Here is a 25,290-nt window from a genome sequence, read left to right as displayed (position 1 = left end):
ATGGCGAAGCAGTCCATCTTCGGCCGCATCTCCACCCTGATCAAGGCGAACGTGAATGCCCTGATCGACTCGGCGGAGGACCCGCAGAAGATGCTGGACCAGCTGGTCCGCGATTACACCAACTCCATCGCCGACGCCGAGGCGGCGATCGCCGAGACGATCGGCAACCTGCGTCTGCTCGAGCGCGACCACCAGGAGGACGTCCAGGCGGCGGCCGAGTGGGGCAACAAGGCGCTCGCGGCCAGCCGCAAGGCCGACGAGCTGCGCGGCGCCGGCAACACCGCCGACGCCGACAAGTTCGACAGCCTCGCGAAGATCGCGCTCCAGCGCCAGATCAGCGAGGAGAACGAGGCGAAGGCGATCGCGCCGACGATCGCCCAGCAGAACGAGGTCGTCGACAAGCTCAAGGACGGCCTCAACGGCATGAAGGTCAAGCTCGACCAGCTCAAGTCCAAGCGGGCCGAGCTGCTGGCGCGCTCGAAGACCGCGGAGGCCCAGAACAAGGTCGCCGACGCCGTCAAGTCGATCGACGTGCTCGACCCCACGAGCGAACTCGGCCGCTTCGAGGACAAGGTGCGGCGCCAGGAAGCGCTCGCCCAGGGCAAGCAGGAGCTGGCCGCCTCGTCGCTGGACCAGCAGTTCAACCAGCTCGAGGACATGGGCGAGCTCACCGAGGTCGAGGCACGGCTGGCCGCGCTCAAGGCCGGTGGCAGCGCCGGAGCCCTCGGCTCCTGACGCGCACGCGCGGATTCGCGGCCCGCAGCGCCCCGGGACGGCCCGGCGCTGCGGGCCGCACGCGTTCGAAGGGTGGAAGATGAAGGAATGACCCGGTTCATCGTCGTCCCCCAATGGCAGGGCTCGCCGTCGTCACGCGCGATGCAGCTCATCGACGGAGCGGAGGCGATCGCCGGCGACCTGCCGCGCTCGGCGTGCACGCGCGTCGACGTCCCGCTCGAGGCCGGCGAAGAGATCGACACCGGCGTGCACCGCTACAGCTCGCTGCGCCGCATCCGCGACCTCGTGTCGGCCACGGCGGGCGCCGGCGACGAGCCGGCGATGATCGTCGGCGGCGACTGCGGCGTCGCCGTTGCGGCCGTCGCCCGCTCCGCGGCCGCCGACCCCGACCTCGCGCTGGTGTGGCTGGACGCCCACCCCGACCTCCACACGCCCGAGACCAGCGAGTCCGGCGCCTTCTCGGGCATGGCGCTGCGCGCGGTGCTCGGCGAGGGCGCCGACGGGCTCGCCCTCGCACCCGGGACCGTGCGCCCCGACCGCGTGATCATCGCCGGGGCTCGCAGCTTCGACCCCGCCGAGGACGAGGCGGTGCGCTCCCTCGGCATCACGACCCTCGCCGCGGCGGATCTCGCCGATCCGGAGCGTCTCGCTCAGGCGGTCGCGGCCACGGGCGCGTCCTCCGTCCACATCCACGTCGCCCTCGACGTGCTCGACCCCGCCGACATGACGGGAGTCACCTCGGCCGAGCCGTTCGGCGTGCCGGTCACCCAGCTGGTCGCGGCGATCGCCGCGGTGCGGCAGGCGACGCCGGTGGCAGGGTCCAGCATCGCCGGGTTCGCCCCGTCCTCCCCCGCCGCGGCCGTCGAGGACATGGGCACGATCCTGAGGGTCGTCGGGGCTCTGGCGTGATCGCCCGCCCGCCGGCGGGATGGCAGGCCGCGGCCGAGCGAGCCGTCGAGCGCGGGCGGCGCATCGACCGCCTCATCCCCCGCGTGCTGCTGGACTCCCCGATCAGCTTCGTCGGGTACCTGTACGGGTGCACCGTCGGATGGATCTGGGGAACCCTGTGGAGCACCGGCCGGATCGAGCGGAGGGGGACCCTGTGGGTCTTCCGCGGACTGCCGTCGTGGGCGTACCCGCGCGGCGGCGTGTGCGTGGGCGGATGCTTCCTCACCGGCGACGGCACGATCGACGAGCGCCTGCTGCGGCACGAGGCGGTCCACGAGCGCCAGTGGCGCCGCTACGGTCTGCTCATGCCGCTGCTGTACCTCGCGGCGGGCCGCGATGCGCTGCGCAACCGCTTCGAGATCGAGGCCGGTCTCGAGGACGGCAACTACGTGCCGCGGCGACGCACGCGCTCCTCCTGACGCGCCGTCACGCGATCAGGACGCGCCGCAGCTCCGCGACCTCGTCGCCGCTCATGCCGTGGGCCTGCAGGTACTCCGCCGCCGAGCCGTAGTCGGCGGCGACGGTCTCGAGCAGGTCGCGCATGACGGGGGCCGGCGAGCGCGTCGCGAGGTCTTCGAGGTTGCGCGCGCCCGGATGCTGCGCGCGCAGCAGCTCGACCACGCGACGGTTGCGCCGCGCCGGCAGCAGCGCCTCGGTGCGCGCGTAATCGGCGACGACCGCTTCGGCTTCGACGCCGGCCGCGGCCAGCGCCACCGCGACCGTCACCCCGGTGCGGTCCTTGCCGACCGTGCAGTGCACGAGCACGGGCTGGTCGGCGATGACGCCGCGCACGACGTCGACCACGCCGGCCGCCGAATCGGTGATCAGCTGGCGGTACATGTCGTCGAGGCTCACGTCGCCGGAGAAGAACGACGCCACGGAGCCGAGGAACAGCGGCACGCGCTGCGTCACGAGCGACAGCCCCGCCACGCGGCTGGGCGCATGGCGCACCTCGTCGTCGGCGCGCAGGTCGATGATGCGCCGGATGCCGAGCTCGCCGAGCGCGACGACGCCGGCGTCTTCGAGCCGGGCGAGGTTGCCCGACCGGAACAGCACGCCTTCGCGGGTGGCCCCGCCCTCGGCGGGGAGCCCGCCCACGTCGCGGAAGTTGACCGCGCCCGGGACGAGGATCGCCGGCGTCATCACTCCTCCGGTGTCTCGGATGCCTGCGGCGTCTGCGGCGGCACGAGGTAGCGACCGGCGATCGCCAGGCGGTTGAACGCGTTGATCGAGACGATGATCCAGCTCAGCGCCACGTACTCGGCCTCGGTGAGCACGGCGCCGACGCGGTCGTACACGCCGTCGGGGATGCCCTCGACGTGGATGAAGGTGTACGCCTCGGCGAGCTCCAGGCCCGCGCGCTCGCGCTCGCTGAACACACCGGAGTCGCGCCACGCGGCGATCTGCGCGATCGTGTCGGCGTCGACCCCGAGGGCGACCGCCCGCGTCACGTGCTGCCGCACGCAGTACGAGCATCCGTTCAGCTGCGACGCGTGGATCTGCACCAGCTCTTTCAGGCGGTCGTCGACGCCGGACTCGGCCGCGATGCGCCCGACGGTGCGGGAGAACTCCGACAGGGCCTGGTAGGCCGGGCGCGCCGACCGCGACAGGTGCACACGCGGCTGCTCGCTCATGACGTCAGCGTACCGACTGCGCGGCACGCGCGGCCCTGCCAGGGCCGCGCCGCGACGGGCATGCGTGAGAATGGTGCGCGTGAGCGAGCACTTCGACGAGTTCTCCTTCCTTCCCGCCCAGGCCGCCGACGCCGGCATCGCGGGCCCCGCGCCCCGCGGCGAGCGCGTCTCGCTGGCGCTGGCCGACGGCCGCACGCTCAGCGGGCTGCGCTACGGCGACGAGGCGCCGATCGTGACGTTCCTCCACGGCGCGGGCCTGAACGCCCACACGTGGGACACCACGATCCTCGCGCTGGGCCTGCCCGCGCTCGCGATCGACCTCCCCGGCCATGGCGATTCGTCGTGGCGGGACGACGCCGCGTACGTCGCACGGGTGCTCGCACCGGACGTCGCCGCGGGGATGGACGCCTGGACCACGTCACCCCAGGTGCTCGTCGGCCAGTCGCTCGGCGGACTGACGGCGGCAGCGGTGGCGGCATCGCACCCGGATCTCGTGCGCGATGTCGTGGTGGTCGACATCACGCCCGGCATCGATCAGAGCGCGGGCCCGAGCCAGCTGCGCGACTTCTTCGCGGGGCCCACCGACTGGGCCACGCGCGACGAACTCGTCGAGCGGGCACTCTCCTTCGGCCTCGGCGGATCGCGGCGGGCGGCCGAGCGCGGCGTCTACCTGAACTCGCGCGTGCGGGCGGACGGACGCGTGGAGTGGAAGCACCACTTCGCCCATCTCGCGGCCGCGGCCGCCGCCGATCCCGAGTCGTCCGCGCGTCTCGCCGGCCGTCAGGACGCCCTCGCGAGCGTGCTGGGAGAGTCGGGCTGGCAGGATCTCGCCGGCGTGCGCTCGCCGATCACACTGGTGCGGGGCGACCGGGGCTACGTCACCGAGGCCGACGCTGCCGAATTCGCGCGGCGCGTGCCCGCGGCATCCGTCGTGGTCATGGCGAGCGGGCACAACGTGCAGGAGGAGCAGCCGACCGCCCTCGGCGACCTCGTCCGCACGCGCGCACGGGCGGACTGACGCGCAGGATCGGCGCGGGTTCGGCACCAGGGCCCGCGGGTCTCTAGAGTGGTCTGCGCACCGGCCACGCCGCTCCCCCCGCGAGCCGGCACTCCGCGCACTGGGCGCGGAGGCCCCGAAAGGACGTCCATGCTCCGCCGCACAGCCCTCGCCGCGACCGCTCTGGTCGCCGCGACCGCGCTCGCGCTCACCGCCTGCTCGGGCGAGAGCGCCCCCGCTCCCACCGCCACCGGAACGCCCGACCCCGACGCGTCGGTGGCGATCCGGCTCGTGCTCGAGCCCGGCAACCTCGACATCCGCAAGACGGCCGGTGCGGCACTCGACCAGATCCTCGTCGACAACATCTACCAGGGCCTGGTCTCGCGCACCCCCGAGCAGGAGATCGTGCCCGCTCTCGCGAGCGACTTCTCGGTCTCCGCCGACGGACTGACCTACACGTTCACCCTCCGCGAAGGGGTCACCTTCCACGACGGGTCCGAGCTGACGCCCGCCGACGTGGTGTGGTCGCTCGAGACACGCCAGGAGAGCGACGACTGGAGCGATTCGGCACGCCTGGCGAACGTCGAGTCCGTCGAGGCCGACGGCCAGACGATCACCCTCACCCTGAGCGCTCCCGACTCGACGCTGCTGTGGAACCTCACCGGTCGCGCGGGGATCATCCTGAAGAAGGGCGACAAGGTCGACTACAACACCGCGGAGAACGGGACCGGTCCGTTCATCCTCGACAGCTGGCGCCAGGGCGACAGCATCACGTTCGTCCGCAACGAGGAGTACTGGGGCGACTCCGCGGGGGTCGCGGAGGTCGTCTTCGACTACATCCCCGACAACCAGGCGGCCCTCAACGCCGCGCTCGCGGGCGAGGTCGACGTGCTGACCGGGTTCGACGCGAACCTCAAGGACCAGATCGAGGCCACCGGCGACTACGCGCTCGTGCTCGGCGAGTCCACCGACAAGGGGGTGCTCGCGTTCAACCAGTCCGAGGGCAGCCCGCTCGCCGACCAGCGCGTCCGCCAGGCGATCCGGCAGTCCATCGACCACCAGGCGTTCGTCGACGCGCTCGCGTCCGGCCAGACGCTGTACGGCCCGATCCCGTCGCTCGACCCGGGCTACGAGGACCTGGCGGACGTCGCGCCGTACGACCCCGACACCGCGCGGACGCTGCTCGCCGAGGCGGGCGCCGAGGACCTCGAGCTGACGCTGACGATCCCGAGCTTCTACTCGACCACGATTCCGCAGATCCTCGTGTCCGACCTCAACGAGGTCGGCATCACCCTGACCGTCGAGTCGGTGGACTTCTCGACGTGGCTCAACGACGTCTACGTCAACCAGGACTACGACCTGAGCTTCGTGCTGCACACCGAGGCGCGCGACTTCGAGAACTGGGCGAACCCCGACTACTACTTCACGTACGACAGCGCCGAGGTCCAGGATCTGTACGCGCAGGCGGTCGCGAGCACCAGCGAGAGCCAGGCGGCGACGCTCCTGGAGCGCGCGGCGCGCATCGTGTCGGAGGACGCCGCCGCGGACTGGCTGTACAACGGCGCATCCGTCCTCGCGGTGGGCACGAACGTCGCGGGCATGCCGTCGGTCAACGTCAACGAGCGGCTGAACCTGGCCGAGCTGACCAAGAGCGACGGGTGATCCGGTACGCGCTGACACGGCTGACCCTGCTGCTGCTGGGTCTCTTCGTCGCCAGCGCGCTGATCTTCCTGACCCTGCGGGTCCTCCCCGGGGATGTCGCGCTGCTGATCGGCGGCGTCAACAGCTCGCCGGAGCAGATCGCCGCGATCCGCGAGAGCATGGGGCTGAACCGCTCGCTGCCGGTCCAGTACCTCGAGTGGATCGGGGGCGTGCTGCGCGGCGACCTCGGCACGAGCCTGCTGACGGGGTCGAGCGTGGCGGCCGAGATCGCGCAGAAGGCCGAGGTCACGATCCCGCTGGGGCTGATGTCGCTCGCGATCGCGATCACGCTGAGCGTTCCCCTGGGCGTGATCTCGGCGCTCCGGCGCGGACGTGCCGGCGGCACGGCGCTGAGCGTGTCGGCCCAGACCCTCGCGGCGGTGCCCGTGGTGTGGGCGGGCATGATGCTCGTCGTCGTGTTCGCGGTGTGGCTGGGATGGCTCCCGGCGCAGGGGTTCCCCCGCGCCGGGTGGAATGATCCGGCTGCGGCGCTGCGGGCGCTCGTGCTGCCGGCGCTGACGATCGGCGTCGTCGAGGGCGCGATGCTCATGCGGTTCGTGCGCAGCGCGACGCTGCAGGCGATCGGGCAGGACTACGTCCGCGCCGCCGCGGCCAAAGGACTGACCCGCACCACCGCGCTCGTCCGTCACGGGCTGCCCAACGTCGGCCTGTCGGTCATCTCGGTGCTCGGCCTGCAGGTCGCCGGCATCATCGTCGGCGCCGTCGTGATCGAGCAGCTGTTCTCCCTGCCCGGCATCGGACGGATGCTGGTCGCCGACGTCGGCGCGCGCGACCTCCCCAAGGTGCAGGGCGAGCTGCTGGTGCTCACCGGCTTCGTGCTGATCGTCGGCTTCGTCGTCGACCTCGTCCATCGCGTCATCGACCCCCGCCAGCGGGAGGCGTCATGACCGGCCGGCTCGCGTGGCTGCGCCGCCTGTGGCACGTGCCGACGGGTCGCTTCGGCCTCGTCGTGGTCGTCGCGGTCGTGCTCACGGCGGCGCTGTCGCTGGTGTGGACACCGTTCGATCCGCAGCAGGTCGAGATCGCGAACCGCTGGATGCCGCCCGGCTGGCCGCACGTGCTCGGCACCGACGGCTCGGGGCGCGACATCCTGAGCCTGGTCATGACGGGCGCCCGTACGACGGTGCTCGTGGCCGTCGGCGCCGGCGCGGTCGCGACGGTGCTCGGCATCGCGCTGGCGGCGCTGGGCGCGCTGACGGCCCGCTGGGTCCGCGAGTCGGTCGCGGTGCTCGTCGACGTCCTCATCGCCTTCCCCGTCCTGATCATCGCGATGATGATCTCGGCGGTGTGGGGCGGGTCGCTGTGGGTGGTCGTCTGGTCGGTGGGGATCGGATTCGGGGTCAACATCGCGCGGGTCACGCGGCCGGAGCTGCGCCGCGTGCTGCACAGCGACTTCGTCCTGGCCGGGCGTGCGTCGGGACTCACGCCGTCCCAGAACCTGTGGCACCACCTGCTGCCCAACGTGGCACCGGTGTTCATCGTGCAGCTGTCGTGGGGCATGGCGATCGCCGTGCTCGCCGAGGCCGGGCTGTCGTACCTCGGCTTCGGCGCGCCGGTGACCGAGCCGTCGTGGGGTCTGCTGCTGGATCAACTGCAGCAGTATCTGACGGTGTACCCGCTCGCCGTGCTGCCGCCGGGCCTGGCGATCACGGTCACGGTGCTGGGTCTGAACCTGCTCGGCGACGGCCTGCGCGACGCGACCGACCCGACGCTCAGCCGACGCGACCCCGCCGCGCGCCTCCACGTGCCGGAGGTGACGGCATGACGCTCGTCGTGGAGGATCTCGTCGTCGACATCGGCGGGCGCCGCGTCGTCGACGGCGTGACGTTCACGGTGCCCGACGGCGCGCGCGTGGGGCTCATCGGCGAATCCGGCTCGGGCAAGTCGCTCACGGCGCTGGCGATCCTCGGGCTGCTGCCCGACGGCGCCGAGGCGCGCGGCTCGATCCGGTGGAAAGACCGCGAGCTGATCGGGCTGCCCGACCGCGAGCTCGCGCGCCTGCGCGGCGACGAGATCGGCATCGTGTTCCAGGAGCCGCGCACCGCCCTCAACCCGATCCGCACCGTGGGCCGGCAGATCTCCGAGTCGCTGCGCATCCATCGCGGGCTGTCGAGAGCGGATGCGGCCGCCCGCGCGATCGATGAGGCGCGCCGCGTGGCCCTGCCCGACCCCGAGCTCATCGTCCACCGCTACCCGCACCAGCTCTCGGGTGGGCAGCGGCAGCGCGTCGCGGTCGCGATGGCGCTGGCCTGTCGCCCGCGTCTGCTGATCGCCGACGAGCCCACGACGGCCCTCGACGTCACGATCCAGGCCGAGATCCTCGCGCTCCTGCTGTCGCTGGCGCAGGACTCGGGCATGGGGCTGGTGTTCATCACCCACGATCTCGCGGTGCTCTCGCAGATCGCCACGCACGGCGTCGTCCTGGAGAAGGGGCGCGTGGTCGAGCAGGCGCCCACGTCGACGCTGCTGAGCGCACCGGCATCCGCCGTCACGCAGGGACTGCTGCGCGACGCCACCGCCACGCTGTGGCGCCCGGGAGGTGCCGAATGAGCGACGTGCTGCTGAGCGGCCGGGGACTCACACGCCGCTTCCCCGTGCCGAAGCGGATGCCGTTCGAGCGGACCTCGTACACCACGGCCCTCGACGATGCCGACATCGACGTGCGAGACGGCAGCGCGGTCGGCATCATCGGCGAGTCGGGCTCCGGCAAGTCGACTCTGGTGCGGCTGCTGCTGGCGCTGGACTCCCCCACGTCGGGCACCGTGGAGTTCGACGGGCGCACGGTCGACGCGAACGCCTCGGCGCGCGACCTGCACTGGCTGCGCCGCTCCACGGGCATCGTCTTCCAGGACCCGTACTCCTCGCTCGACCCGCGCATGAGCGTCGGTCGGATCATCGCCGAACCGCTGTGGGCGCTCGGGATCGACGACGACCGGCGCGCTCGCGTGCGCGAGGTGCTCGAGGAGGTCGGCCTCGAGCCCGACATGGCGTCGCGGTTCCCGCACGAGTTCTCCGGCGGGCAGCGCCAGCGGATCGCGATCGCGCGCGCGATCGCCCACCGTCCGCGCCTCCTCGTGGGCGACGAGCCGCTGTCGGCGCTGGATGTCAGCGTCCGCGCGCAGATCCTCGAGCTGCTGGCCGAGCTGCGGCGGCGCGAGGCCATGGCGCTGGTCATGGTCTCGCACGACATCGGCGTGGTGCAGAGCCTGTGCGACGACGTGATCGTCATGAAGGACGGCCGCATCGTCGAGGAGGGACCGACCGAGAAGGTGCTGCTGCAGCCCCAGGTGGCCTACACGAGGCGCCTGCTCGCGGCGATCCCGACGATCGATCCGAGCGCGGCCGGGTAGCGCGGACACGCGGCGGGGTCAGCGGCTGAACAGGCTCCGCTTCTTCTTGCGCGGCTCGAGCGACTTCTGCAGGTACACGGTGCCCAGCCACCGGCCGAACTTGAACCCGACGCGTCCCATGCGCCCCACCTCGGTGAATCCGAGCTTCTCGTGCAGTGCGATCGAGCCCTCGGCGCCCTTGTCGCTGATGACGGCGACCATCTCGCGGATGCCCTGCTCCTCGCACGCGGCGATGAGGGCCTCCATGAGGGCGCGGCCGAGGCCCTTTCCTGCCGCCGCGTGTCCGAGGTAGATCGAGTTCTCGACGGTGTAGCGGTAGCTCGCCTTGCCCGACCACGGTGACACGTACGCGTACCCGAGCACCTGGCCCGACGGCGACTCGGCGACCAGGAACGGCAGGTCGAGCTTGCGGATGTGGGCGATCTTGTCGCGCCACTGCTTGACCGTCCACTTCTTCTCGTCGAAGGTCACCACCGAGTTGGTGACGTAGTAGTTGTAGATCTCGCGGATCTCGGGCACATCCCGGTCCTCCACGGGGCGGATCGTGTACGAGAACGGGCGCTCGGGCTCGGGCATCCGGCGCAGGTGCCACGGGAGCCGGCGCCGGTCCTTGTTGTACTCCTCCTCAAGCATCCGCCGGGCCTCCCTGCACGTCGGGGATGCGCCAGTCGACCGGGTCCGCACCCTGCTGCGCGAGCAGCTCGTTGGCGCGCGAGAACGGGCGCGACCCGAAGAAGCCGCGGCTCGCGGACAGCGGCGACGGATGCGGCGACTCGATGATCGGCGTGGAGCCCAGCAGCGGACGCAGATTCGCCGCATCCCGCCCCCACAGGATGGCCACCAGCGGCTTGTCTCGGGCGACGAGCGACCGGATCGCGTGCTCGGTCACCTTCTCCCAACCCCACCCGCGGTGCGACGCGGGTGCTCCCGGCGCGACCGTGAGCACGCGGTTCAGCAGCATGACGCCCTGGTCGCTCCACGCCGACAGGTCGCCGTGCGAGGCCGGGGGGATGCCCAGGTCGCTCTCGAGCTCGCGGTAGATGTTGGCGAGGCTGCGCGGCAGCGGGCGCACGTGCGAATCGACGGCGAACGACAGGCCGATGGGATGCCCGGGCGTCGGGTAGGGGTCCTGGCCGACGATGAGCACCTTGACGTCGTCGAGCGGTCGTCCGAACGCGCGCAGCACGCGATCGCCGGCGGGCAGGTAGTGTCGGCCGGCCGCGTTCTCACCCCGCAGCCGCTCGCCGAGCGCGGCGATGTCGGGCGCGACCGGCGTCAGGGCGTCGGCCCATCCCGCGTCGAGGAGCCCCGCGTCGGCGAGCTCGGGCAGCGTCATCGCCACGTCACGCGCTCCGTTCGAGACCGGCGTCCTCCTCGACGACGGATCCCTGGAACGACCACGGGAAGTCGATCCACAGGTCGGTGTCCTTGAACGCGTAGTCGGGCTGGATGATGGTCGTCGGCTTGGTGTAGATCGTCGCCGAGCGGACGTCCGCGCCGCGGTCGCGCAGCAGCGTCACCGCGAGGGCGAGGGTGCGCCCGCTGTCGGCGACGTCGTCGACCAGCAGCACGCGCCTGCCGTCGAGGTAGGTCATGTCGAGCTCCGGAGGCAGCACCTCGGGGGCGTCCAGCACCGTGCCGATGCCGGTGTAGAACTCGACGTTGATGGCGCCGCAGTTCTTCGCCCCGAGCCCGTAGGCGATGGCGCCCGCCGGCAGCAGCCCGCCGCGCGCGATCGCCACGACCACCTCGGGCGAGAACCCGTCCGCGACGATCGTCCGCGCGATGGACCGGCACGCCTCGCCGAACCCGTCCCACGTGAGCGTCTCGCGCTCTGCCGCTGCTTCCGTCACCGGTGCCTCCTCGCTCGCGTTCCTCAACCCTACGGGGATCCGCCCCCCGGTGGCCCGACCCGCCCGGCTGCCCCGGCCCGCCCCGACACAGGCCGGAAACGTGCGCGGTGTTATCGTCCTTGGGTGTCACGCGCCTCCAACGCCGCAGCCCGACTTCGCGGCTCCGCCCTCGGCATCACCGCCGGTCTGATCAGCTGGCTCATCCTGGTCGAGATCACCAGCGGCATCCTGCAGGGCTACTACGTTCCGCTGTTCAGCGACATCGTCATCCACCTCGGCATCCGAGACGGCGACGTCAACTGGTTCGAGGCGGCGCAGCTGCTGCTCTCGTCGATCGTCGTGCCGATCATGGCCAAGCTCGGCGACATGTACGGGCACAAGAAGGTGCTCCTGTTCGCCACGATCGTCACCGCCGGAGCCACGTGGTGGCTGGCGTTCACGGGAACGTTCTGGACATTCCTGCTCGCATGGGCGCTGCAGGGCTTCTACGTCGTGTGGCTGCCGCTCGAGATCGCGCTGATCTTCGAGCGCGGGCGCCGTGGCGAGCACGGCGTCTCGCTCACGCGCCGGGCCGCGGGCCTGCTCGTCGTCGGGCTCGAAGCGGGGGCCATCATCGGCGCCCTCGCCGCCGGCCGTGTCTTCGCGGCCAGTGGGGGCGACCTGACGTTCACGCTGATGATGCCCGCGATCGCCGTGACGCTCATCGCGTTCGTCATCTGGCTCGGGGTGCCCGAATCCGAGCCGCTGCCGGGTCGCCGCCTCGACGTCGCCGGCTTCGCGATCCTCACCGGCGGGCTGCTGCTGGTCACCGGCGCTCTGGTGTACATGCGGATGATCGGGCTGTACGCGCTGCCGGCCATCACCTGGGTGTGGGTCGCGGTGCTGCTGCTTGCGGGCGTCGGCGTGTTCTGGTGGTTCGTGAGATTCGAGCTGCGCCACGAGGACCCCGCGATCGACATCCGGGTCCTGCGGCGCCCCGAGATGTGGCCCGTGCAGGCCACGGCGTTCCTCATCGGCATCAGCCTGCTCGGCGCCCAGGGCCCGCTCTCGACGTACGCGGGCACCGACTCGTCGCTCGGCTACGGCCTGGGGCTGGACGCCACCGGCCGGTCCAACGTCATCGGCATCTACCTCGTGTCGCTCATCATCGGCGCGATCCTGTTCGCGGTGACCTCGCGCAAGGCGAGCCCGCGCGTGATCCTGATCGGCGCCGCCGCGCTCGTCGGCATCGGCTACCTGCTGTTCCTCCCGTTCCACCAGGAGTTCTGGCAGGTGCTGATGAACCTCATGATCGCCGGCATCGGCTCGGGCGCCCTCGTCGGCGCCATGCCCGCCGCCGCCGCGGCCGCGGCCCCCCGCGGGCAGACCGGCATCGCGTCGGCCCTCACGAACACGACCAAGACCATCGGCGGCACGTTCGCGTCGGCCGTGTTCGGCGTCGTGCTCGCCGCGGGCGTCGGCGCGGTCGCCAGCGAGACGGCGGCGTCGCTCGGCGGCTACATGGCGGTGTGGGCGATCTGCTCGGCGGGCGGCTTCCTCGCCGCGGCGCTGCTCTTCATGGTGCCGAAGGTCGCCTTCGCCGACACGATCGCCGAAGAGGCGGATGCCGTCGCGGGCGAGTCGCAGGTGATGTAGCGGAACCGGCGGCCGGAGCGCCGCCAGGGCGTCAGCGCGGGTCTTCGCGCACGCGCAGCGGACCGCGTGCCAGCAGGTGCTGGGCGGACTGCGCGACGGGACGGACCGTGATGAGGTCCAGATTGACGTGGCCCGGAGCGTTCAGCGCGTAGGCGATGACGTCGGCGACGTCGTCGGCGACCAGCGGGGCCTCGACGCCGTCGTAGACCTTCGCGGCGGCATCCGCGTTGCCGCCCAGGCGGTTCAGCGTGAACTCCTCGGTGTGCACCATGCCGGGGGCGATCTCGGTGACGCGGATCGGCTCGCCGTTGAGCTCCAGGCGCAGCACCTGGGGGATCATCGACTCGGCCGCCTTGGCGGCGTTGTACCCGGCGCCGCCCTGATAGGGCGTGCGCGCGGCCGTCGAGGTCAGGAAGAGCGTGTCGGCGTGGCCGTCGGCTGCCGCCGCCTGCCGCAGCTGCGGCAGGAGTGCGGCAACGAGCCGCTGGGTCGAGAGCACGTTGACGTCGAACATCCACTGCCAGTCGTCGGGGCTGCCGTCTTCGACGCGGTCGGTGCCCCGCGCGCCGCCGGCGACGTGCACGAGCGCGTGCACCGGGCCCGACTCGGCCAGCCACAGGGTGAGGGCGTCCACGTCGGCCTCGACGGTGAGGTCCGCGGCGAACGCCACGGCGCCGGTCTCGGACTCGAGCTGCGCCAGCCGCTCGGCGCGACGCGCGACCGCAACGACGTCCCACCCGCTGGCACGCAGGGCGCGCGCAGCCGCTTCGCCGATCCCGGAACTGGCACCCGTCACCACAGCACGTCTCGTCGTCATGCTCCCCACGCTACCGCCGCCGTGAGCACGCGATGAACCGCCCTGGGCCTGCCGTGGCGGTCCCCAGCGGCCGGTGCGACGAGTCGCAGGTTACGTCACATTTCCCCACCGTTGAGCGACGCCACCGGCATCCGTACTGTCGGATTCGGCCGGTGGCGTCTGCCCCGGCATCCAGACCCGCAGGAGCAGCCATGTCCGAACTCGAGAACTGGCGTTTCGAGACCAAGCAGATCCACTCGGGCGCTCAGCCCGACCCGGTGACGAAGGCTCGCGCCACGCCCATCTACCAGACCACGTCGTACGTGTTCGACAACACCGACCACGCCGCGAACCTGTTCGCGCTGGCGGAGTTCGGCAACATCTACACCCGCATCCAGAACCCGACGCAGGACGTCGTGGAGCAGCGCGTCGCCGCGCTCGAGGGGGGCACCGGCGCCCTCCTGGTCTCCAGCGGCCAGGCGGCCGAGACGTTCGCGGTGCTGAACATCGCCGAGGCGGGCGACCACATCGTCTCGTCGAGCTCGATCTACGGCGGCACGTACAACCTCTTCAAGTACACCCTCGCCAAGCTCGGCATCGAAACGACCTTCGTCGAGAACCAGGACGACCCCGAGGAGTGGCGCGCCGCCGTCCGCCCGAACACGAAGCTCTTCTTCGCCGAGACGATCGGCAACCCGAAGATCAACGTGCTCGACATCCGCAGCGTCGCCGACGTCGCCCACGAGGCGCGCGTGCCGCTGATCGTCGACAACACGATCGCGACGCCGTACCTCATCAAGCCGTTCGAGCACGGCGCCGACATCGTGATCCACTCGGCCACGAAGTTCCTCGGCGGCCACGGCACCACCATCGGCGGCGTCATCGTCGACGGCGGGAAGTTCGAGTGGTCCAAGAACGTCGACAAGTTCCCCGGCCTCACCGAGCCCGACCCCTCGTACCACGGCGCGTCGTACACGACCGCGGTCGGCGACGGCCTGGCGTACATCATCAAGGCCCGCGTGCAGCTGCTGCGCGACCTCGGCTCGGCCATCTCGCCCAACAGCGCGTGGCTCCTGATCCAGGGCATCGAGACGCTGTCGCTGCGCATCGAGCGCCACGTGCAGAACGCGCAGGAGATCGCGGAGTGGCTCGAGAACCAGGATGACGTCGCGTCGGTCAACTACTCGGGCCTTCCCACGTCGCCCTGGTACGCGGCGGCCAACAGGTACGCCCCGAAGGGCGTCGGCGCCGTGCTGTCGTTCGAGCTCAAGGGCGGTGTCGAGGCGGGCCGCGAGTTCGTCAACTCGCTGACCCTCTTCAGCCATCTCGCCAACATCGGCGACGTGCGCTCGCTCGTCATCCACCCCGCCTCGACGACCCACTCGCAGCTGACCCCCGAACAGCAGCTCACCACCGGCGTGACGCCCGGCCTGGTGCGCCTGTCGGTCGGCATCGAGAACATCGACGACCTCAAGGCCGACCTCGAGCAGGCTCTGGCCGCCGCCCGCAAGGTGGCCGAGGCCGCGCGCGCCTGACACGCATCGCCTGAACGACGGATGCCCCGGCCTCGTGGCGGTTTCTAGGGGTCCTCGCAACACCTGATGGCTTATGTGGTTGTCAGTAGATCACGCAGACGCTCGGCTGGGGTATCCCAGCCGAGCGTCTTGCGTGGTCGGCCGTTGAGTTCCTGGGCGACGTGTTCGAGGTCTTCGGGTCCGTAGACGGTCAGGTCGGTGCCCTTGGGGAAGTACTGGCGGAGCAGCCCGTTGGTGTTCTCGTTGGATCCGCGCTGCCAGGGCGAGTGCGGGTCGCAGAAGTAGACCGGGACGTCGGTCGCGATCGTGAACTGCTTGTGCGCGGCCATCTCGCTGCCTTGGTCCCAGGTCAGCGACCCGCGCAGGTGCGCGGGCAGGGTGCCGATCAGCGGGACGAGGACGTCGCGGACTTGTTCGGCGGTGTGCCCGGCGGGCAGGTGGCCGAGCAGGACGTATCTCGTGGTGCGTTCGACGAGGGTCACGATCGCGGATTGCGATCCGGTGCCGACGATCAGGTCTCCTTCCCAGTGTCCGGGAACGGCGCGGTCTTCGACCTCGGCGGGGCGGTCGGAGATCATCACCATCGGGTCGGTGAACCGCGGCGTGCGCTGGTCCGGGTGCCGGTGGGGTTTGCGGCGGGTGCGTCCGGTGCGCAACGCGTCGGCGATCTCGCGGCGCAGACCGCCGCGGGCTTGGACGTAGATCGCCTGGTAGATCGTCTCGGTGCTCACGCGCATGCTCTCGTCGTCGGGGAACTCCTTGACCAGAGCGTGGCAGATCTGCTCCGGCGACCAGTGCACTCCGAGCTTGTCGGTCACGTACGCGCGCAGCGGACCGTCAACGGTGAGCTTGCTGTTCTTGGGGCGAGGGCGGCTCCGGGCCCAGGCGCGGTGCGCCGCGTAGGGGCGGTAGGAGCCGTCCCGGGACCGGTGGTTGTCGAGCTCCCGTTTGACCGTCGATGCCGGCCGGCCCAACCGTCTGCCGATCTCTCGCAACGACAGGTGCTGACGGTGCAGGTCCGCGATCGTCTCCCGATCGACGAGCGTCAGGAACCGCGGATGCAGCTCCGCCTCCAGCGCCGTCACCGGCGGTGGCGACACCTGGTCAACGTAGGTGGTCATACCCGTGGTGTAGTCCACCCGGCGCCCGTCCGGGTACAGGCGCGCGTTGCTGACCTTGCGGATCCCATAGTCCCAGTCATGAGCCGTGTGCTCATCGACCCCCGCCTGCGAGGCAGCGTCGCGACGACTGACCCCAGCCGCCCGCAGCCGCTCATACTCGGCCCGCCCGGGATGCCCATGCCGATACGGGTTCCCTCGACCGCGAACCCCGGCGGCCCGAACCCACCCGTAGGCCGTATTCACACTCACGCCCACCAGCCGCGCAGCCGCAGCGACATTGTCGCCCTCACGGCGAAGCACCTCAAAGAACTCGGCCTTCAACGCTCTCGAATACACGATCCCCGCAACTCCCTGAAACTCAGGGTGTTGCGGGGATCGCTAGAACCCGCGCGTTGCCGGGGCATCCGTGTGTCACCGGGTCAGACGAGGACGAATCCGAGGAACAGCGGGACCATGAATCCCGCGACGAACAGGCCCACCAGGACGGCCGCGATGATCAGCGGCAGCCGCGGATGCGCCTCCCCGCCGGCCTTGGCCCGGTTGCTGAAGAGCGCGGTGACGGCGAACGGCGACAGCAGCACGATGATCGCCGCCGCGAACGCGAGCGCCACCTGCCACCACGGCAGCTGCGCCGCCGGCGTCTCGGCGCTTCCCACCCAGCCCAGCACCGCGGTCGGCGTTCGGACGCTCAGGAAGATCGCCACCGGGTACAGCAGCAGCGACCACCACGCCCAATGAAGCTGAGGCTTCGTCGGAGGATCCTTCCGGCCCGTATCGGCGGACCGCTGCGGTGTGCTCATGACGTCAAGCCCTTCCACTCCGGCCGGGTGGCGCCGAACACCGTCGGCGCCATCGCTCCCGGTCCTTCCAGTCTCACCTCACGCCGAGCGAGCCGGGAAGGCCGAAGGTCCCCGCGCCTTCTCGCGTTCCGCCGGCGCGAGGACCGCCCGCCCGGTCGCTGCCGCTTGCGGCATCCGGTAACAGTCAGCCGACGATCCATCCCACCGCATACCCTGGAGTCCCGCGCGAAAGGCCCCTGACATGGACTGGCAGACCTCCGAAGACACCGTGCCGTCGGCACCGGTGACGGAGGCCGACGCGCGCCTGCTGCTGGGGCGGCCGCCCGCCACCGGCGCGTGGCGCGACGGCGACCCGGTCGGCGACCGCCGGTTCGCCGCGTTCGGGGCGTTCCGCACCGAGGGCGGGCGGGAGCTCCCCGGCTACCGCCTCGCGTACGAGACGTGGGGCGAGCTCAACGCCGCCCGCGACAACGCCGTGCTCGTGCTCCACGCGCTCACCGGCGACAGCCACGTGCGGGGCCCGGCGGGCCCGGGACATGCGACCTCGGGCTGGTGGGACGACATCGTCGGCCCGGGCTGCCCGATCGACACCGACGAGTGGTTCGTCGTCGCGCCGAACATGCTGGGCGGATGCCAGGGATCCACGGGCCCTGCCAGCGTCGCGCCCGACGGGTACGAGTGGGCCTCGCGCTTCCCGTACCTGACCATCCGCGACCAGGTCTCGGCGCAGGTGCGGCTGGCGGAAGCACTCGGCATCGACACGTGGGCCGCGGTCCTCGGCGGATCGATGGGCGGCATGCACGCGCTGGAGTGGGCCGTCGGCCAGCCCGACCGCGTGGCACGCGTCGGCATCCTGTCGTCGCCGCCGACGAACACCGCCGATCAGATCGCCCTGAACTCGGTGCAGCTCGAGGCCATCCGCATCGACCCCCGCTTCGCCGGCGGCGAGTACTACGACTCCGGCGACGGCGACGGTCCCAACCGCGGTCTCGCCCTCGCACGGCGCATGGCGCTGCTGAACTACCGCTCCCCCACCGAGCTGAATCAGCGGTTCCAGCGGTCGTGGCAGTCGGGCCTGAGCCCCCTCGGGCACGGCGGCCGCTTCGCGGTGGAGTCGTACCTGGACTTCCACGGCAACAAGTTCACCCGGCGCTTCGACGCCAACAGCTACATCACGCTCGTCGAGGCGATGAACTCGCACGACGTCGGACGTGATCGCGGCGGCATCGAGGACGCCCTCGCACGCGTGACCGCGACGGCCCTCGTGCTCGGCATCGACAGCGATCGCCTCTTCCCCATCGACGGCCAGCACCGCATCGCCCACGGCATCCGCACGTCGCTCGACGGGGATCGCGCGGTCGTTCTCACGAGCGACTTCGGGCACGACGGATTCCTCATCGAGACCCATGCCGTCGGCGCGCACATCCGCCGTCTGCTCGAGGCCTGAGCCCGCCTTCCACCGCCCCGCGCTCGCGCGACCTGCGAGCCCCTGCGGTTTCCGTCCTGTAACGGCGGAGGCGGGGTGTTTCCGCGCCGTAAATTCTGGTCGTGACGCGCCTGAGTCCGCTTGACTCCGCCCTCGGCCGATCTCATTCTGTTGTGTAATACGAAGCGTGTTGCGTATAACGCACACTTGGCCGACGAGTCTCCGGAGCCGCCCCATGCAGCGCCTCTGCTCTCTGAGCGACCTGACCCCCGGTGAGGGAACACGGATCGACACGGTCTCGCCACCGGTCGCGGTCTTCCTCACCGCCGACGGCGACGTGCACGCGATCGACGACACGTGCACGCACCAGGACGCCTCGCTCGCGCAGGGCTGGCTCGACGGCTGTGCGGTCGAGTGCCCGCTGCACGCGAGCTCGTTCTCGCTGACCACCGGCGCGGTCGACCAGCCGCCGGCGCGTTTCGGCGTGCGCGTGCACCGCGTCGAGGTCATCGACGACGTCGTGTGGGCCGAGCTGTCGGATGCCCCCGCGCACCTGCCCCCGGGGGTCTCGCTGTGACCGACCGCACCGACCACCGCATCGTCATCGTCGGCGCCGGGCTCGCGGGCTTCACCACGGCGCGGAACCTCTCGGCCGCCGGCTACCACGGTCAGATCGTCGTCCTCGGCGCCGAGCCCCACCGACCCTACGATCGCCCGCCGCTGAGCAAGCAGTTCCTCTCCGGCGAGATCACCCGGGCCGACCTGGCACTCGAGGCCGAGGGCGACTGCCACGGCGTCACGTTCATGCTGGGGCGCACCGCGCACGCGCTGGATGCGGCACGTCGCGAGGTCGTCCTCGACGACGGCAGCCGCATCCTCGCCGACGACATCATCGTCGCCACCGGCGCGCGGCCGCGCACACTGCCGGGCGCGCGCGACGGCGTATATCCTCTCGCGACGATCGAAGACGCCGAAGCCCTCCGCGAGGCTCTGACGCCCGGTGCCGAGGTCGTGGTCGCCGGAGCCGGCTTCGTCGGCCTCGAGGCGGCCGCCGCGGCCGTGCGCGCCGGAGCCCGCGTCACCGTCGTGTGCGCCGACGAGGCGCCGCTCATCCGCCGCCGCGGCCCGCTCGCCGCGAGCGTCGTCCAGGCCGTGCATGAGCGGCACGGCGTGCGGTTCGTCACCGACGCACGCATCGCCCACGTGACGGCGTCCGAGGGGCGCGCCGACGGCGTCGTCCTCACCGACGGACGCCGGCTGGCGGCATCCGTCGTCATCTCGGGCATCGGAGCCGACCCGGCCGTCGAGTGGCTGGCCGGAAGCGGGCTCGACGTCGACGGGGGCCTGCGCTGCGACGAGGACGGACGCGCCGCGCCCGGCATCTGGGCGGTCGGCGACTGCGCGGTGTGGGCCGGCATCCCCTGCGGCCACTGGACCGAGGCCACGCAGCGCGCCGGACACGTCGCGGGCCTGCTCACCGGCACCGCCCCCGCGCGGCCCGAGGCGGCCTACGTCTGGTCCGATCAGTACGACGCGAAGCTGCAGTTCGCCGGCGAGCTGCACGGCGACGAGGTCGCGCTCGTCGAGGCGGGCGGCGTCGACCACGCCGAGCTGTTCGTCACCTACCACCGCGACGGCGTCCCCGTCGCCGCGTTCGCCGTGAACCAGCCGCGCCTCATGATGCGGTGGCGCAAGACGAACCGACCCGCCCTCCGCACCGCCGCCGAAGCGGCCGCCTGACCGGGGAGACGCACGTGATCATCGACCAGCTCGACCAGCCGCTCCCCGGGTCGCTCCGCCGCACTCCCCCGGGCTCGGCGTACACCGACCCGGGCGTCTTCGCGCGTGAGCAGGAGCGCATCTTCGAGACGACGTGGATGTGCGTCGTGCGCTCAGGCGACATCCCGCGCGCCGGCGACTACAAGCTCGTGCAGGTCGGCAGCGAGCAGCTCATCGTCTCGCGCAACCGGCGCGGGCAGATCCGGGCGTTCTTCAACGTGTGCCGTCACCGCGGCATGCGCGTGTGCACCGAGGATGCCGGAAGCCGGCGCACCTTCCAGTGCGGCTACCACGCGTGGACGTACGATCTCGACGGGCGCCTCATGGCCGCCCCCAATCTCACGAAGATGCCGGATGTCGACGCCGACGAGTACGCGCTGCGCGCCGTCAGCGTGCGCGAGTGGATCGGCTACGTGTGGGTGTGCACGGCCGACGAGCCGCCGTCGTTCGAAGAGACGGTGCTCGGCGAGGTCGCCACGCGGCTCGGGGTCGTCGAGCCGCTCGACAACTACCAGATCGACGAGCTCGCCGTCGGCGCCCGCGTGGGGTACGAGGTCAAGGCCAACTGGAAGCTCATCGTCGAGAACTTCATGGAGTGCTACCACTGCGCGACGATCCACCCCGAACTCACCGAGGTCATCCCCGAGTTCGCCGACGGCTGGGCGGCGCAGACGCACGTCGGCCGCGGTGCGCCGTTCGGCGACGACATCGAGGGGTTCACGGTGGACGGCTCGGCGGGCGTCGCCGCGCTTCCGCTGATCGCCCCCGACCAGGAGCGCAACTACTACGCCATCACGATCCGGCCGAACGTGTTCATCAACATGGTCCCCGATCATGTGATCGTCCACCGCATGTTCCCGACGTCGGAGTCCTCGACGTACGTCGAGTGCGACTGGCTGTTCCTGCCGGAGGTCGTCGAAGCGGGTGTCGACGTGACGAAGTCGGTCGAGCTGTTCGACCGCGTCAACCGCCAGGACTTCGATGCGTGCGAGAAGACCCAGCCGGCGATGTCGTCACGGGTCTACCGCGACGGCGGCGCACTCGTGCCCGCCGAGCACCACATCGAACTCTTCCACGAGTGGGTGGAGCAGATGCTGGCGGACTGAGCCGCCGGGCTCAGGCGCGCAGCACCGCCCGCAGCGGGTCGAACAGCCCGATGGGCAGATCGGTGCTGCCCCGCGTGGCCAGGTCCGCGAGGATCTCGCCGACGACCGGCACGAACTTGAAGCCGTGGCCGCTGAAACCGCACGCGATCGAGACCTGGGGGTGCTCGGGATGCTGCCCGATGACGAAGTGCTCGTCGGGCGTGACCGAGTACAGGCACGTCTTGGCCTGCACGACGGGTCCCGTCAGCTGCGGGAACAGCTGCAGCGCGCGCTCGCGCATATCCTCGACCTCGGCGTCGACGACCGTTCGGTCGATCGTGTCGGCGGTGGTGACCGATCCCTTGCGGAAGAACCCGAGCTTGAACCCGCCCTCCGGGCCGTCGGTCATCGGGAAGCCGTAGATCTGACCGTTGCCGTGCGTCTGCTCGATGTAGACCGGATGCCGCGCCTCGCTCCACGCCTCGTAGGGCAGTGACTCCGAGAACTCCGGCGTGAACCAGTAGAAGACCATGCGCTCGATCGACAGCGGCAGCGCCAGCTCGGGCAGCAGCTCGGGCGCCCACGCCCCGGGCGCGATGACGAGCCGGTCGGCGCCGTACGTGCCGGCATCCGTCGTGACCTGAACGCCCCCGCCCGGCGTCGCCGTCCAGGAGCGGACCCGCTCGCCGAAGCGCAGCGTCGCGCCGCGGCGGGCCGCGACCTCGGCGTTGGCGATCGTGGTCTCTTCGGGGCGCACGTAGCCGGCATCGGCCTCGTAGACGGCCAAAGCGTCGTCGGCGGGGTCGATCGTGGGGAACCGGCGCCGCACCTCGACGGCGTCCAGCACCTCGTGCGCGAGCCCGTGCTCGCGCGCGGCGGCGAGGCTGCCGGCGAAGGTCAGCTCGTCGGGGTCGCCGATGTAGATGCCGCCGCAGAGCGTCATGATGCGCCGGCCGGAGTCGGCCTCGAGCCGGCGCCACCCGTCGTACGCGCGACGCAGCAGCGGGACGTACTGGGGGTCCTCGAAGTAGGACTGCCGCACGATGCGCGAGCCGCCGTGCGCAGACCCGAACTCGTGGCCGGGCTCGTACGTCTCGAGGCCCAGGACGTCGGCGCCGCGTGCGGCGAGCTCGTTCGCCGCCGCACCGCCCATCGATCCCAGTCCGATGACGATGACGTCGTGGTGCTGCATCCGCTCTCCGTCCTTGTTCGTGTCGGCGCCGGCGCTCAGCGCAGGATGTGCGTCATGTCTGGGTCGACCAGCGGGTCCGTGCGCACGGTCGCCGCGAGCCGCACGCCGAAGTACTCGACCTCGAGAGCCGTGCCCGCCTCGGCATCCTCGGCCGGGAGCCACGCGTAGGCGATGGTGCGGCCGACCGTGTACCCCTGGTCGGCGCTCGTGATCCACCCGATCGGCGGAGCCTCCGCAGTCCGGTACACCGGCTCGGAGCCCAGGACGATCGCCCCGGGGTCGTCGAGCGTGAGCGTGACGAGCCTGCGGGCCGGCGCGCCCTGCGCGGCCAGGGCGTCGCGCCCGACGAACGCGGGCTTCGACATCCGCACGGCGAAGTCGAGCCCCGCCTCGGCCGGGATGTCCTCGCGCGACATGTCGGTGCCGAACAGCCGGTATCCCTTCTCGAGCCGCAGGCTGTTGAACGCGCTGCGGCCGGCGGCGATGATGCCGGCATCCCGGCCCGCCTCCCACAGTCGGTCCCACACCCACCTGCCGAACTCGGCGGGCGTGTACAGCTCCCACCCCAGCTCGCCGACGTAGCTGACGCGCTGGGCGAGCACGGGGGCGCCGGCGATCTCGATCTCGGCGGCGCGGAAGTAGCGCAGCCCGGTGTGCGACACGTCGTCGCGGGTGACCTGCTCGAGCACGTCGCGGGCCTTCGGCCCCCACAGTCCCAGTCCGCATTCGCCGCGGACGGTGCGCACCCGCACGGGCGAGCCGGGCGGGATCTCGGCCTCGAGGTGCACGCGGTCGAGGTGGCCGTTCACGCCCAGCAGGTACCGCTCGGGTCCGAGCCGCGTGACGGTGACGTCGGAGAGGATGCCGCCGCGTTCATCCAGCATGAGCGCGTAGACGACGGCGCCGACGGGTCGGTCGACGTCGGCGGTGACCAGGCCCTGGAGCAGCTCGGTCGCCCCCTCGCCCTCGACCTCGAGCCGGGGCAGCGACGACATGTCGTACAGCGCGACGCCGTTGCGGGTGGCGTGGGCCTCCGCCGCGGCGATCGGCGACCACACCCTGCCTCCCCACGGGTCCCGCTGCGGCACCGCGTCGAGCCCCGCCAGCAGCGGCGCGTTCGCCTCGAACCACAGGGGTCGCTCCCAGCCGCCGCCCTCGCCGAAGACGGCGCCGAGGGCTTCATGCCGCGAATGGAATGGACTCGTGCGGATGCCGCGCAGCCGCGCCGTCGGCTGCTGCGGGTGGAGGACGTCGTACACCTCGTCGTACGCCTCTTCGGCCCGCTCGTCCGCGAACGCGCGCGTCGCCTGTGCGGGGTCGAAGCGCGAGAAGTCGAGTCCGTGCGTGTCGATGCCGGGATCGTCGCTCACGATCCAGTCCGCCATGACCTCGGCGACACCCGCCGACTGAGTCACCCACACCGCCTGCGCGAGCCACAGGCCGTCGGTGCCCGGCACCGGTCCGAGCATGGGACCGCCGTCGGGCGTGAACGAGAAGATGCCGTTGAAGCCGTGCCCGAATCCGGTGTCGCGCAGCTCGGGCAGCAGGCGCCGGGCCTCGTCCCAGCTCGGCGCGAAGTCGTCCCACGTGAGCGGATGCATCGCGGGGTGGGCGCCGGTCGCGTGCTGGTCGTCGGCCGATGCGATGCCGCCAGTCGGCACGAGCATCGGGCGATGGTTGTAGGCGCCGATGCCGATCCGGTCGCCGTATTCGCGCACGTACATCGAGAAGTCCTGGTGACGCAGCATCGGCCGGCGCAGCTCCTCGACCGGGTCGATGCGCCCGATGAGGGCGGGCACGGGGTCGCTGATGCCGAAGCAGTGCTCCATCGGGCGCATCGGCAGTTCGAAGCCGAGCATCTCGCGGGCGAGCTCCGGACCCCACAGCCCGGCGCACGCGATCACGACGTCGGCCGGCACGAGCTCGGGGTCGGCGTCGCCGCGCGGCACGGGCACGACCTCCACGCCGGTGACCCGCCCGCTCTCGCGGCGGATGCCGGTGACGCGGGTGAGGTCGCGCACACGCGCACCGCGGTCGATGGCGCGCTCCGCCTGCCACCGCACGGCGGGCACGGCCTTGACGACGGCATCGGTCGGGGTGTGCAGACCTCCGAGGACGGATGAGACGTCGAGGCCGGGCCACAGGCGCGCGCACTCGTCGGGGCCGACCAGTTCGGCCGGAATGCCCCACGCATGTGCGAGCCCGACGCGCCGACGCAGGTCGTGCAGGCGCTCCGGCGTCGTCGCGATCTCGAGGCCGCCGCTGCGCTTGAGCAGCCACTGGTCCCCCAGCAAGAGTCCGTCGAGCTTGTCGAGGGTGCGGCGGGCGAGCGTGGCCATGACGCGGTTCGGGTTCGTCTGGAACGCGAACCCCGGCGCGTGCGAGCTCGATCCGCCGGTCTCCCACAGCGGCCCCTGGTCGAGCACCGTGACATCCGACATGCCGCGGGCGGTCAGCTCGTCGGCGAGCGCGGCACCGACGACGCCCAGGCCGATGATCACGATGCGCGGCTGCGGCGCGAGGTTCGAGAGCGGTGTCACAACTCCTCCAGGTGTTGCGCATGATGCAACGTCGTGTGTTGTGCGCAACAGTCTAGGAACGAGGAGAACACCGCGACAACGGTCTGAGCCACCGCGAGGGGAAGAGTTTACGCACGCGTAACGACCGGGCGCGGTCCGATCG

Annotated in this window: 25 protein-coding genes; 15 read left to right on the top strand and 10 right to left on the bottom strand. The window is 71.4% G+C overall.

Annotation, left to right across the window (positions count from 1 at the left end):
- The 3 genes from HD594_RS08530 to HD594_RS08520 all read left to right on the top strand — a co-directional run bounded on the left by HD594_RS08530 (window position 1) and on the right by HD594_RS08520 (window position 2,102).
- Entirely contained in the window at window positions 1–735 is a 735-nt protein-coding gene (locus tag HD594_RS08530; RefSeq protein ID WP_184750539.1) for a PspA/IM30 family protein, read from the top strand.
- A gap of 87 nt (window positions 736–822) precedes the next feature.
- On the top strand, window positions 823–1,644 hold the full coding sequence (locus HD594_RS08525; protein ID WP_184750537.1) for an arginase family protein: 822 nt from the start codon (window positions 823–825) through the stop codon (window positions 1,642–1,644).
- Entirely contained in the window at window positions 1,641–2,102 is a 462-nt protein-coding gene (locus tag HD594_RS08520; protein WP_184750535.1) for a Fe-S oxidoreductase, read from the top strand. The genes HD594_RS08525 and HD594_RS08520 overlap by 4 nt, the downstream gene beginning before the upstream one ends.
- A 7-nt stretch (window positions 2,103–2,109) precedes the next feature.
- On the opposite strand, the gene HD594_RS08515 is transcribed toward HD594_RS08520, so the two are convergent.
- Window positions 2,110–2,826 carry a tyrosine-protein phosphatase gene (locus HD594_RS08515; RefSeq protein ID WP_184750534.1) on the bottom strand — a complete coding sequence of 239 codons (717 nt, stop codon included), beginning with the start codon at window positions 2,824–2,826 and terminating at the stop codon, window positions 2,110–2,112.
- Window positions 2,826–3,317, bottom strand: coding sequence for a carboxymuconolactone decarboxylase family protein (locus HD594_RS08510; RefSeq protein WP_184750532.1), 492 nt, complete (start codon window positions 3,315–3,317; stop codon window positions 2,826–2,828). The genes HD594_RS08515 and HD594_RS08510 overlap by 1 nt, the downstream gene beginning before the upstream one ends.
- 70 nt (window positions 3,318–3,387) lie before the next feature.
- On the opposite strand from HD594_RS08510, the gene HD594_RS08505 reads away from it, so the two are divergent.
- The 6 genes from HD594_RS08505 (at window position 3,388) to HD594_RS08480 (ending at window position 9,386) form a co-directional block, all read left to right on the top strand.
- Window positions 3,388–4,335 carry an alpha/beta fold hydrolase gene (locus HD594_RS08505; RefSeq protein WP_184752706.1) on the top strand — a complete coding sequence of 316 codons (948 nt, stop codon included), beginning with the start codon at window positions 3,388–3,390 and terminating at the stop codon, window positions 4,333–4,335.
- Window positions 4,336–4,464: 129 nt separating this feature from the next.
- On the top strand, window positions 4,465–5,976 hold the full coding sequence (locus tag HD594_RS08500; RefSeq protein ID WP_184750530.1) for an ABC transporter substrate-binding protein: 1,512 nt from the start codon (window positions 4,465–4,467) through the stop codon (window positions 5,974–5,976).
- A complete protein-coding gene (locus HD594_RS08495) occupies window positions 5,973–6,923 on the top strand; it encodes an ABC transporter permease (RefSeq protein WP_184750528.1) in 951 nt (316 codons plus the stop codon). The genes HD594_RS08500 and HD594_RS08495 overlap by 4 nt, the downstream gene beginning before the upstream one ends.
- A complete protein-coding gene (locus HD594_RS08490; RefSeq protein WP_184750526.1) occupies window positions 6,920–7,801 on the top strand; it encodes an ABC transporter permease in 882 nt (293 codons plus the stop codon). The genes HD594_RS08495 and HD594_RS08490 overlap by 4 nt, the downstream gene beginning before the upstream one ends.
- Complete coding sequence (locus tag HD594_RS08485; RefSeq protein WP_184750525.1) at window positions 7,798–8,586, top strand: ATP-binding cassette domain-containing protein; 789 nt, start codon at window positions 7,798–7,800, stop codon at window positions 8,584–8,586. Before HD594_RS08490 ends, HD594_RS08485 begins: the two co-directional genes overlap by 4 nt.
- Entirely contained in the window at window positions 8,583–9,386 is an 804-nt protein-coding gene (locus HD594_RS08480; protein ID WP_184750523.1) for an ABC transporter ATP-binding protein, read from the top strand. Before HD594_RS08485 ends, HD594_RS08480 begins: the two co-directional genes overlap by 4 nt.
- A gap of 18 nt (window positions 9,387–9,404) precedes the next feature.
- Here the strand turns inward: HD594_RS08480 and HD594_RS08475 are convergent, their stop codons facing one another.
- Genes HD594_RS08475 through HD594_RS08465 form a run of 3 tightly spaced genes read right to left on the bottom strand, consistent with a single transcriptional unit; the run spans window position 9,405 to window position 11,239 of the window.
- Window positions 9,405–10,019, bottom strand: coding sequence for a GNAT family N-acetyltransferase (locus tag HD594_RS08475; RefSeq protein WP_184750522.1), 615 nt, complete (start codon window positions 10,017–10,019; stop codon window positions 9,405–9,407).
- Window positions 10,012–10,728, bottom strand: a complete 717-nt coding sequence (locus tag HD594_RS08470) for a uracil-DNA glycosylase (protein WP_184750521.1) — start codon at window positions 10,726–10,728, stop codon at window positions 10,012–10,014. Before HD594_RS08470 ends, HD594_RS08475 begins: the two co-directional genes overlap by 8 nt.
- A 1-nt stretch (window position 10,729) precedes the next feature.
- Entirely contained in the window at window positions 10,730–11,239 is a 510-nt protein-coding gene (locus HD594_RS08465) for a phosphoribosyltransferase (protein ID WP_184750520.1), read from the bottom strand.
- A 123-nt stretch (window positions 11,240–11,362) separates the two neighbouring features.
- Here HD594_RS08465 and HD594_RS08460 point away from each other — a divergent pair, with 123 nt between their 5' ends.
- Window positions 11,363–12,874: an MFS transporter gene (locus HD594_RS08460; RefSeq protein ID WP_184750518.1), complete on the top strand. Its 1,512-nt coding sequence runs from the start codon at window positions 11,363–11,365 to the stop codon at window positions 12,872–12,874.
- 31 nt (window positions 12,875–12,905) lie between these two features.
- Here HD594_RS08460 and HD594_RS08455 read toward each other — a convergent pair whose 3' ends face one another.
- The gene (locus tag HD594_RS08455) at window positions 12,906–13,691 is read right to left on the bottom strand and encodes an SDR family oxidoreductase (RefSeq protein WP_184750517.1); all 786 of its coding nucleotides are present in this window, start codon (window positions 13,689–13,691) and stop codon (window positions 12,906–12,908) included.
- 191 nt (window positions 13,692–13,882) lie between these two features.
- On the opposite strand from HD594_RS08455, the gene HD594_RS08450 reads away from it, so the two are divergent.
- Window positions 13,883–15,205, top strand: coding sequence for a bifunctional o-acetylhomoserine/o-acetylserine sulfhydrylase (locus HD594_RS08450; RefSeq protein ID WP_184750515.1), 1,323 nt, complete (start codon window positions 13,883–13,885; stop codon window positions 15,203–15,205).
- Between the two features lie 71 nt (window positions 15,206–15,276).
- On the opposite strand, the gene HD594_RS08445 is transcribed toward HD594_RS08450, so the two are convergent.
- Together HD594_RS08445 and HD594_RS08440 are read right to left on the bottom strand one after the other, a co-directional pair.
- Window positions 15,277–16,473, bottom strand: a complete 1,197-nt coding sequence (locus HD594_RS08445; RefSeq protein WP_420827207.1) for an IS30 family transposase — start codon at window positions 16,471–16,473, stop codon at window positions 15,277–15,279.
- Window positions 16,474–16,745: 272 nt separating this feature from the next.
- Complete coding sequence (locus HD594_RS08440; RefSeq protein ID WP_184750514.1) at window positions 16,746–17,126, bottom strand: hypothetical protein; 381 nt, start codon at window positions 17,124–17,126, stop codon at window positions 16,746–16,748.
- A gap of 241 nt (window positions 17,127–17,367) precedes the next feature.
- Here HD594_RS08440 and metX point away from each other — a divergent pair, with 241 nt between their 5' ends.
- The 4 genes from metX to HD594_RS08420 all read left to right on the top strand — a co-directional run bounded on the left by metX (window position 17,368) and on the right by HD594_RS08420 (window position 21,437).
- A complete protein-coding gene (metX, locus tag HD594_RS08435) occupies window positions 17,368–18,573 on the top strand; it encodes a homoserine O-acetyltransferase MetX (RefSeq protein WP_184750512.1) in 1,206 nt (401 codons plus the stop codon).
- A gap of 214 nt (window positions 18,574–18,787) precedes the next feature.
- On the top strand, window positions 18,788–19,129 hold the full coding sequence (locus tag HD594_RS08430; protein ID WP_184750511.1) for a bifunctional 3-phenylpropionate/cinnamic acid dioxygenase ferredoxin subunit: 342 nt from the start codon (window positions 18,788–18,790) through the stop codon (window positions 19,127–19,129).
- Window positions 19,126–20,292 carry an NAD(P)/FAD-dependent oxidoreductase gene (locus tag HD594_RS17420; RefSeq protein WP_184750510.1) on the top strand — a complete coding sequence of 389 codons (1,167 nt, stop codon included), beginning with the start codon at window positions 19,126–19,128 and terminating at the stop codon, window positions 20,290–20,292. The genes HD594_RS08430 and HD594_RS17420 overlap by 4 nt, the downstream gene beginning before the upstream one ends.
- Window positions 20,293–20,306: 14 nt before the next feature.
- Entirely contained in the window at window positions 20,307–21,437 is a 1,131-nt protein-coding gene (locus HD594_RS08420; RefSeq protein WP_184750509.1) for an aromatic ring-hydroxylating oxygenase subunit alpha, read from the top strand.
- A gap of 10 nt (window positions 21,438–21,447) precedes the next feature.
- Here the strand turns inward: HD594_RS08420 and solA are convergent, their stop codons facing one another.
- Both solA and HD594_RS08410 read right to left on the bottom strand, forming a co-directional pair.
- Window positions 21,448–22,608 (bottom strand): N-methyl-L-tryptophan oxidase, encoded by a 1,161-nt coding sequence (gene solA, locus HD594_RS08415; RefSeq protein WP_184750508.1) that lies wholly within the window; start codon window positions 22,606–22,608, stop codon window positions 21,448–21,450.
- 35 nt (window positions 22,609–22,643) lie between these two features.
- Window positions 22,644–25,148 (bottom strand): GcvT family protein, encoded by a 2,505-nt coding sequence (locus tag HD594_RS08410; protein WP_271171156.1) that lies wholly within the window; start codon window positions 25,146–25,148, stop codon window positions 22,644–22,646.
- Between the last annotated feature and the right edge of the window lie 142 nt (window positions 25,149–25,290).

Source organism: Microbacterium thalassium (genome assembly GCF_014208045.1).
Classification (GTDB): domain Bacteria; phylum Actinomycetota; class Actinomycetes; order Actinomycetales; family Microbacteriaceae; genus Microbacterium; species Microbacterium thalassium.
Note: the sequence above shows the minus strand (reverse complement) of the source record. Positions and strands in the feature narration are given on the sequence as shown.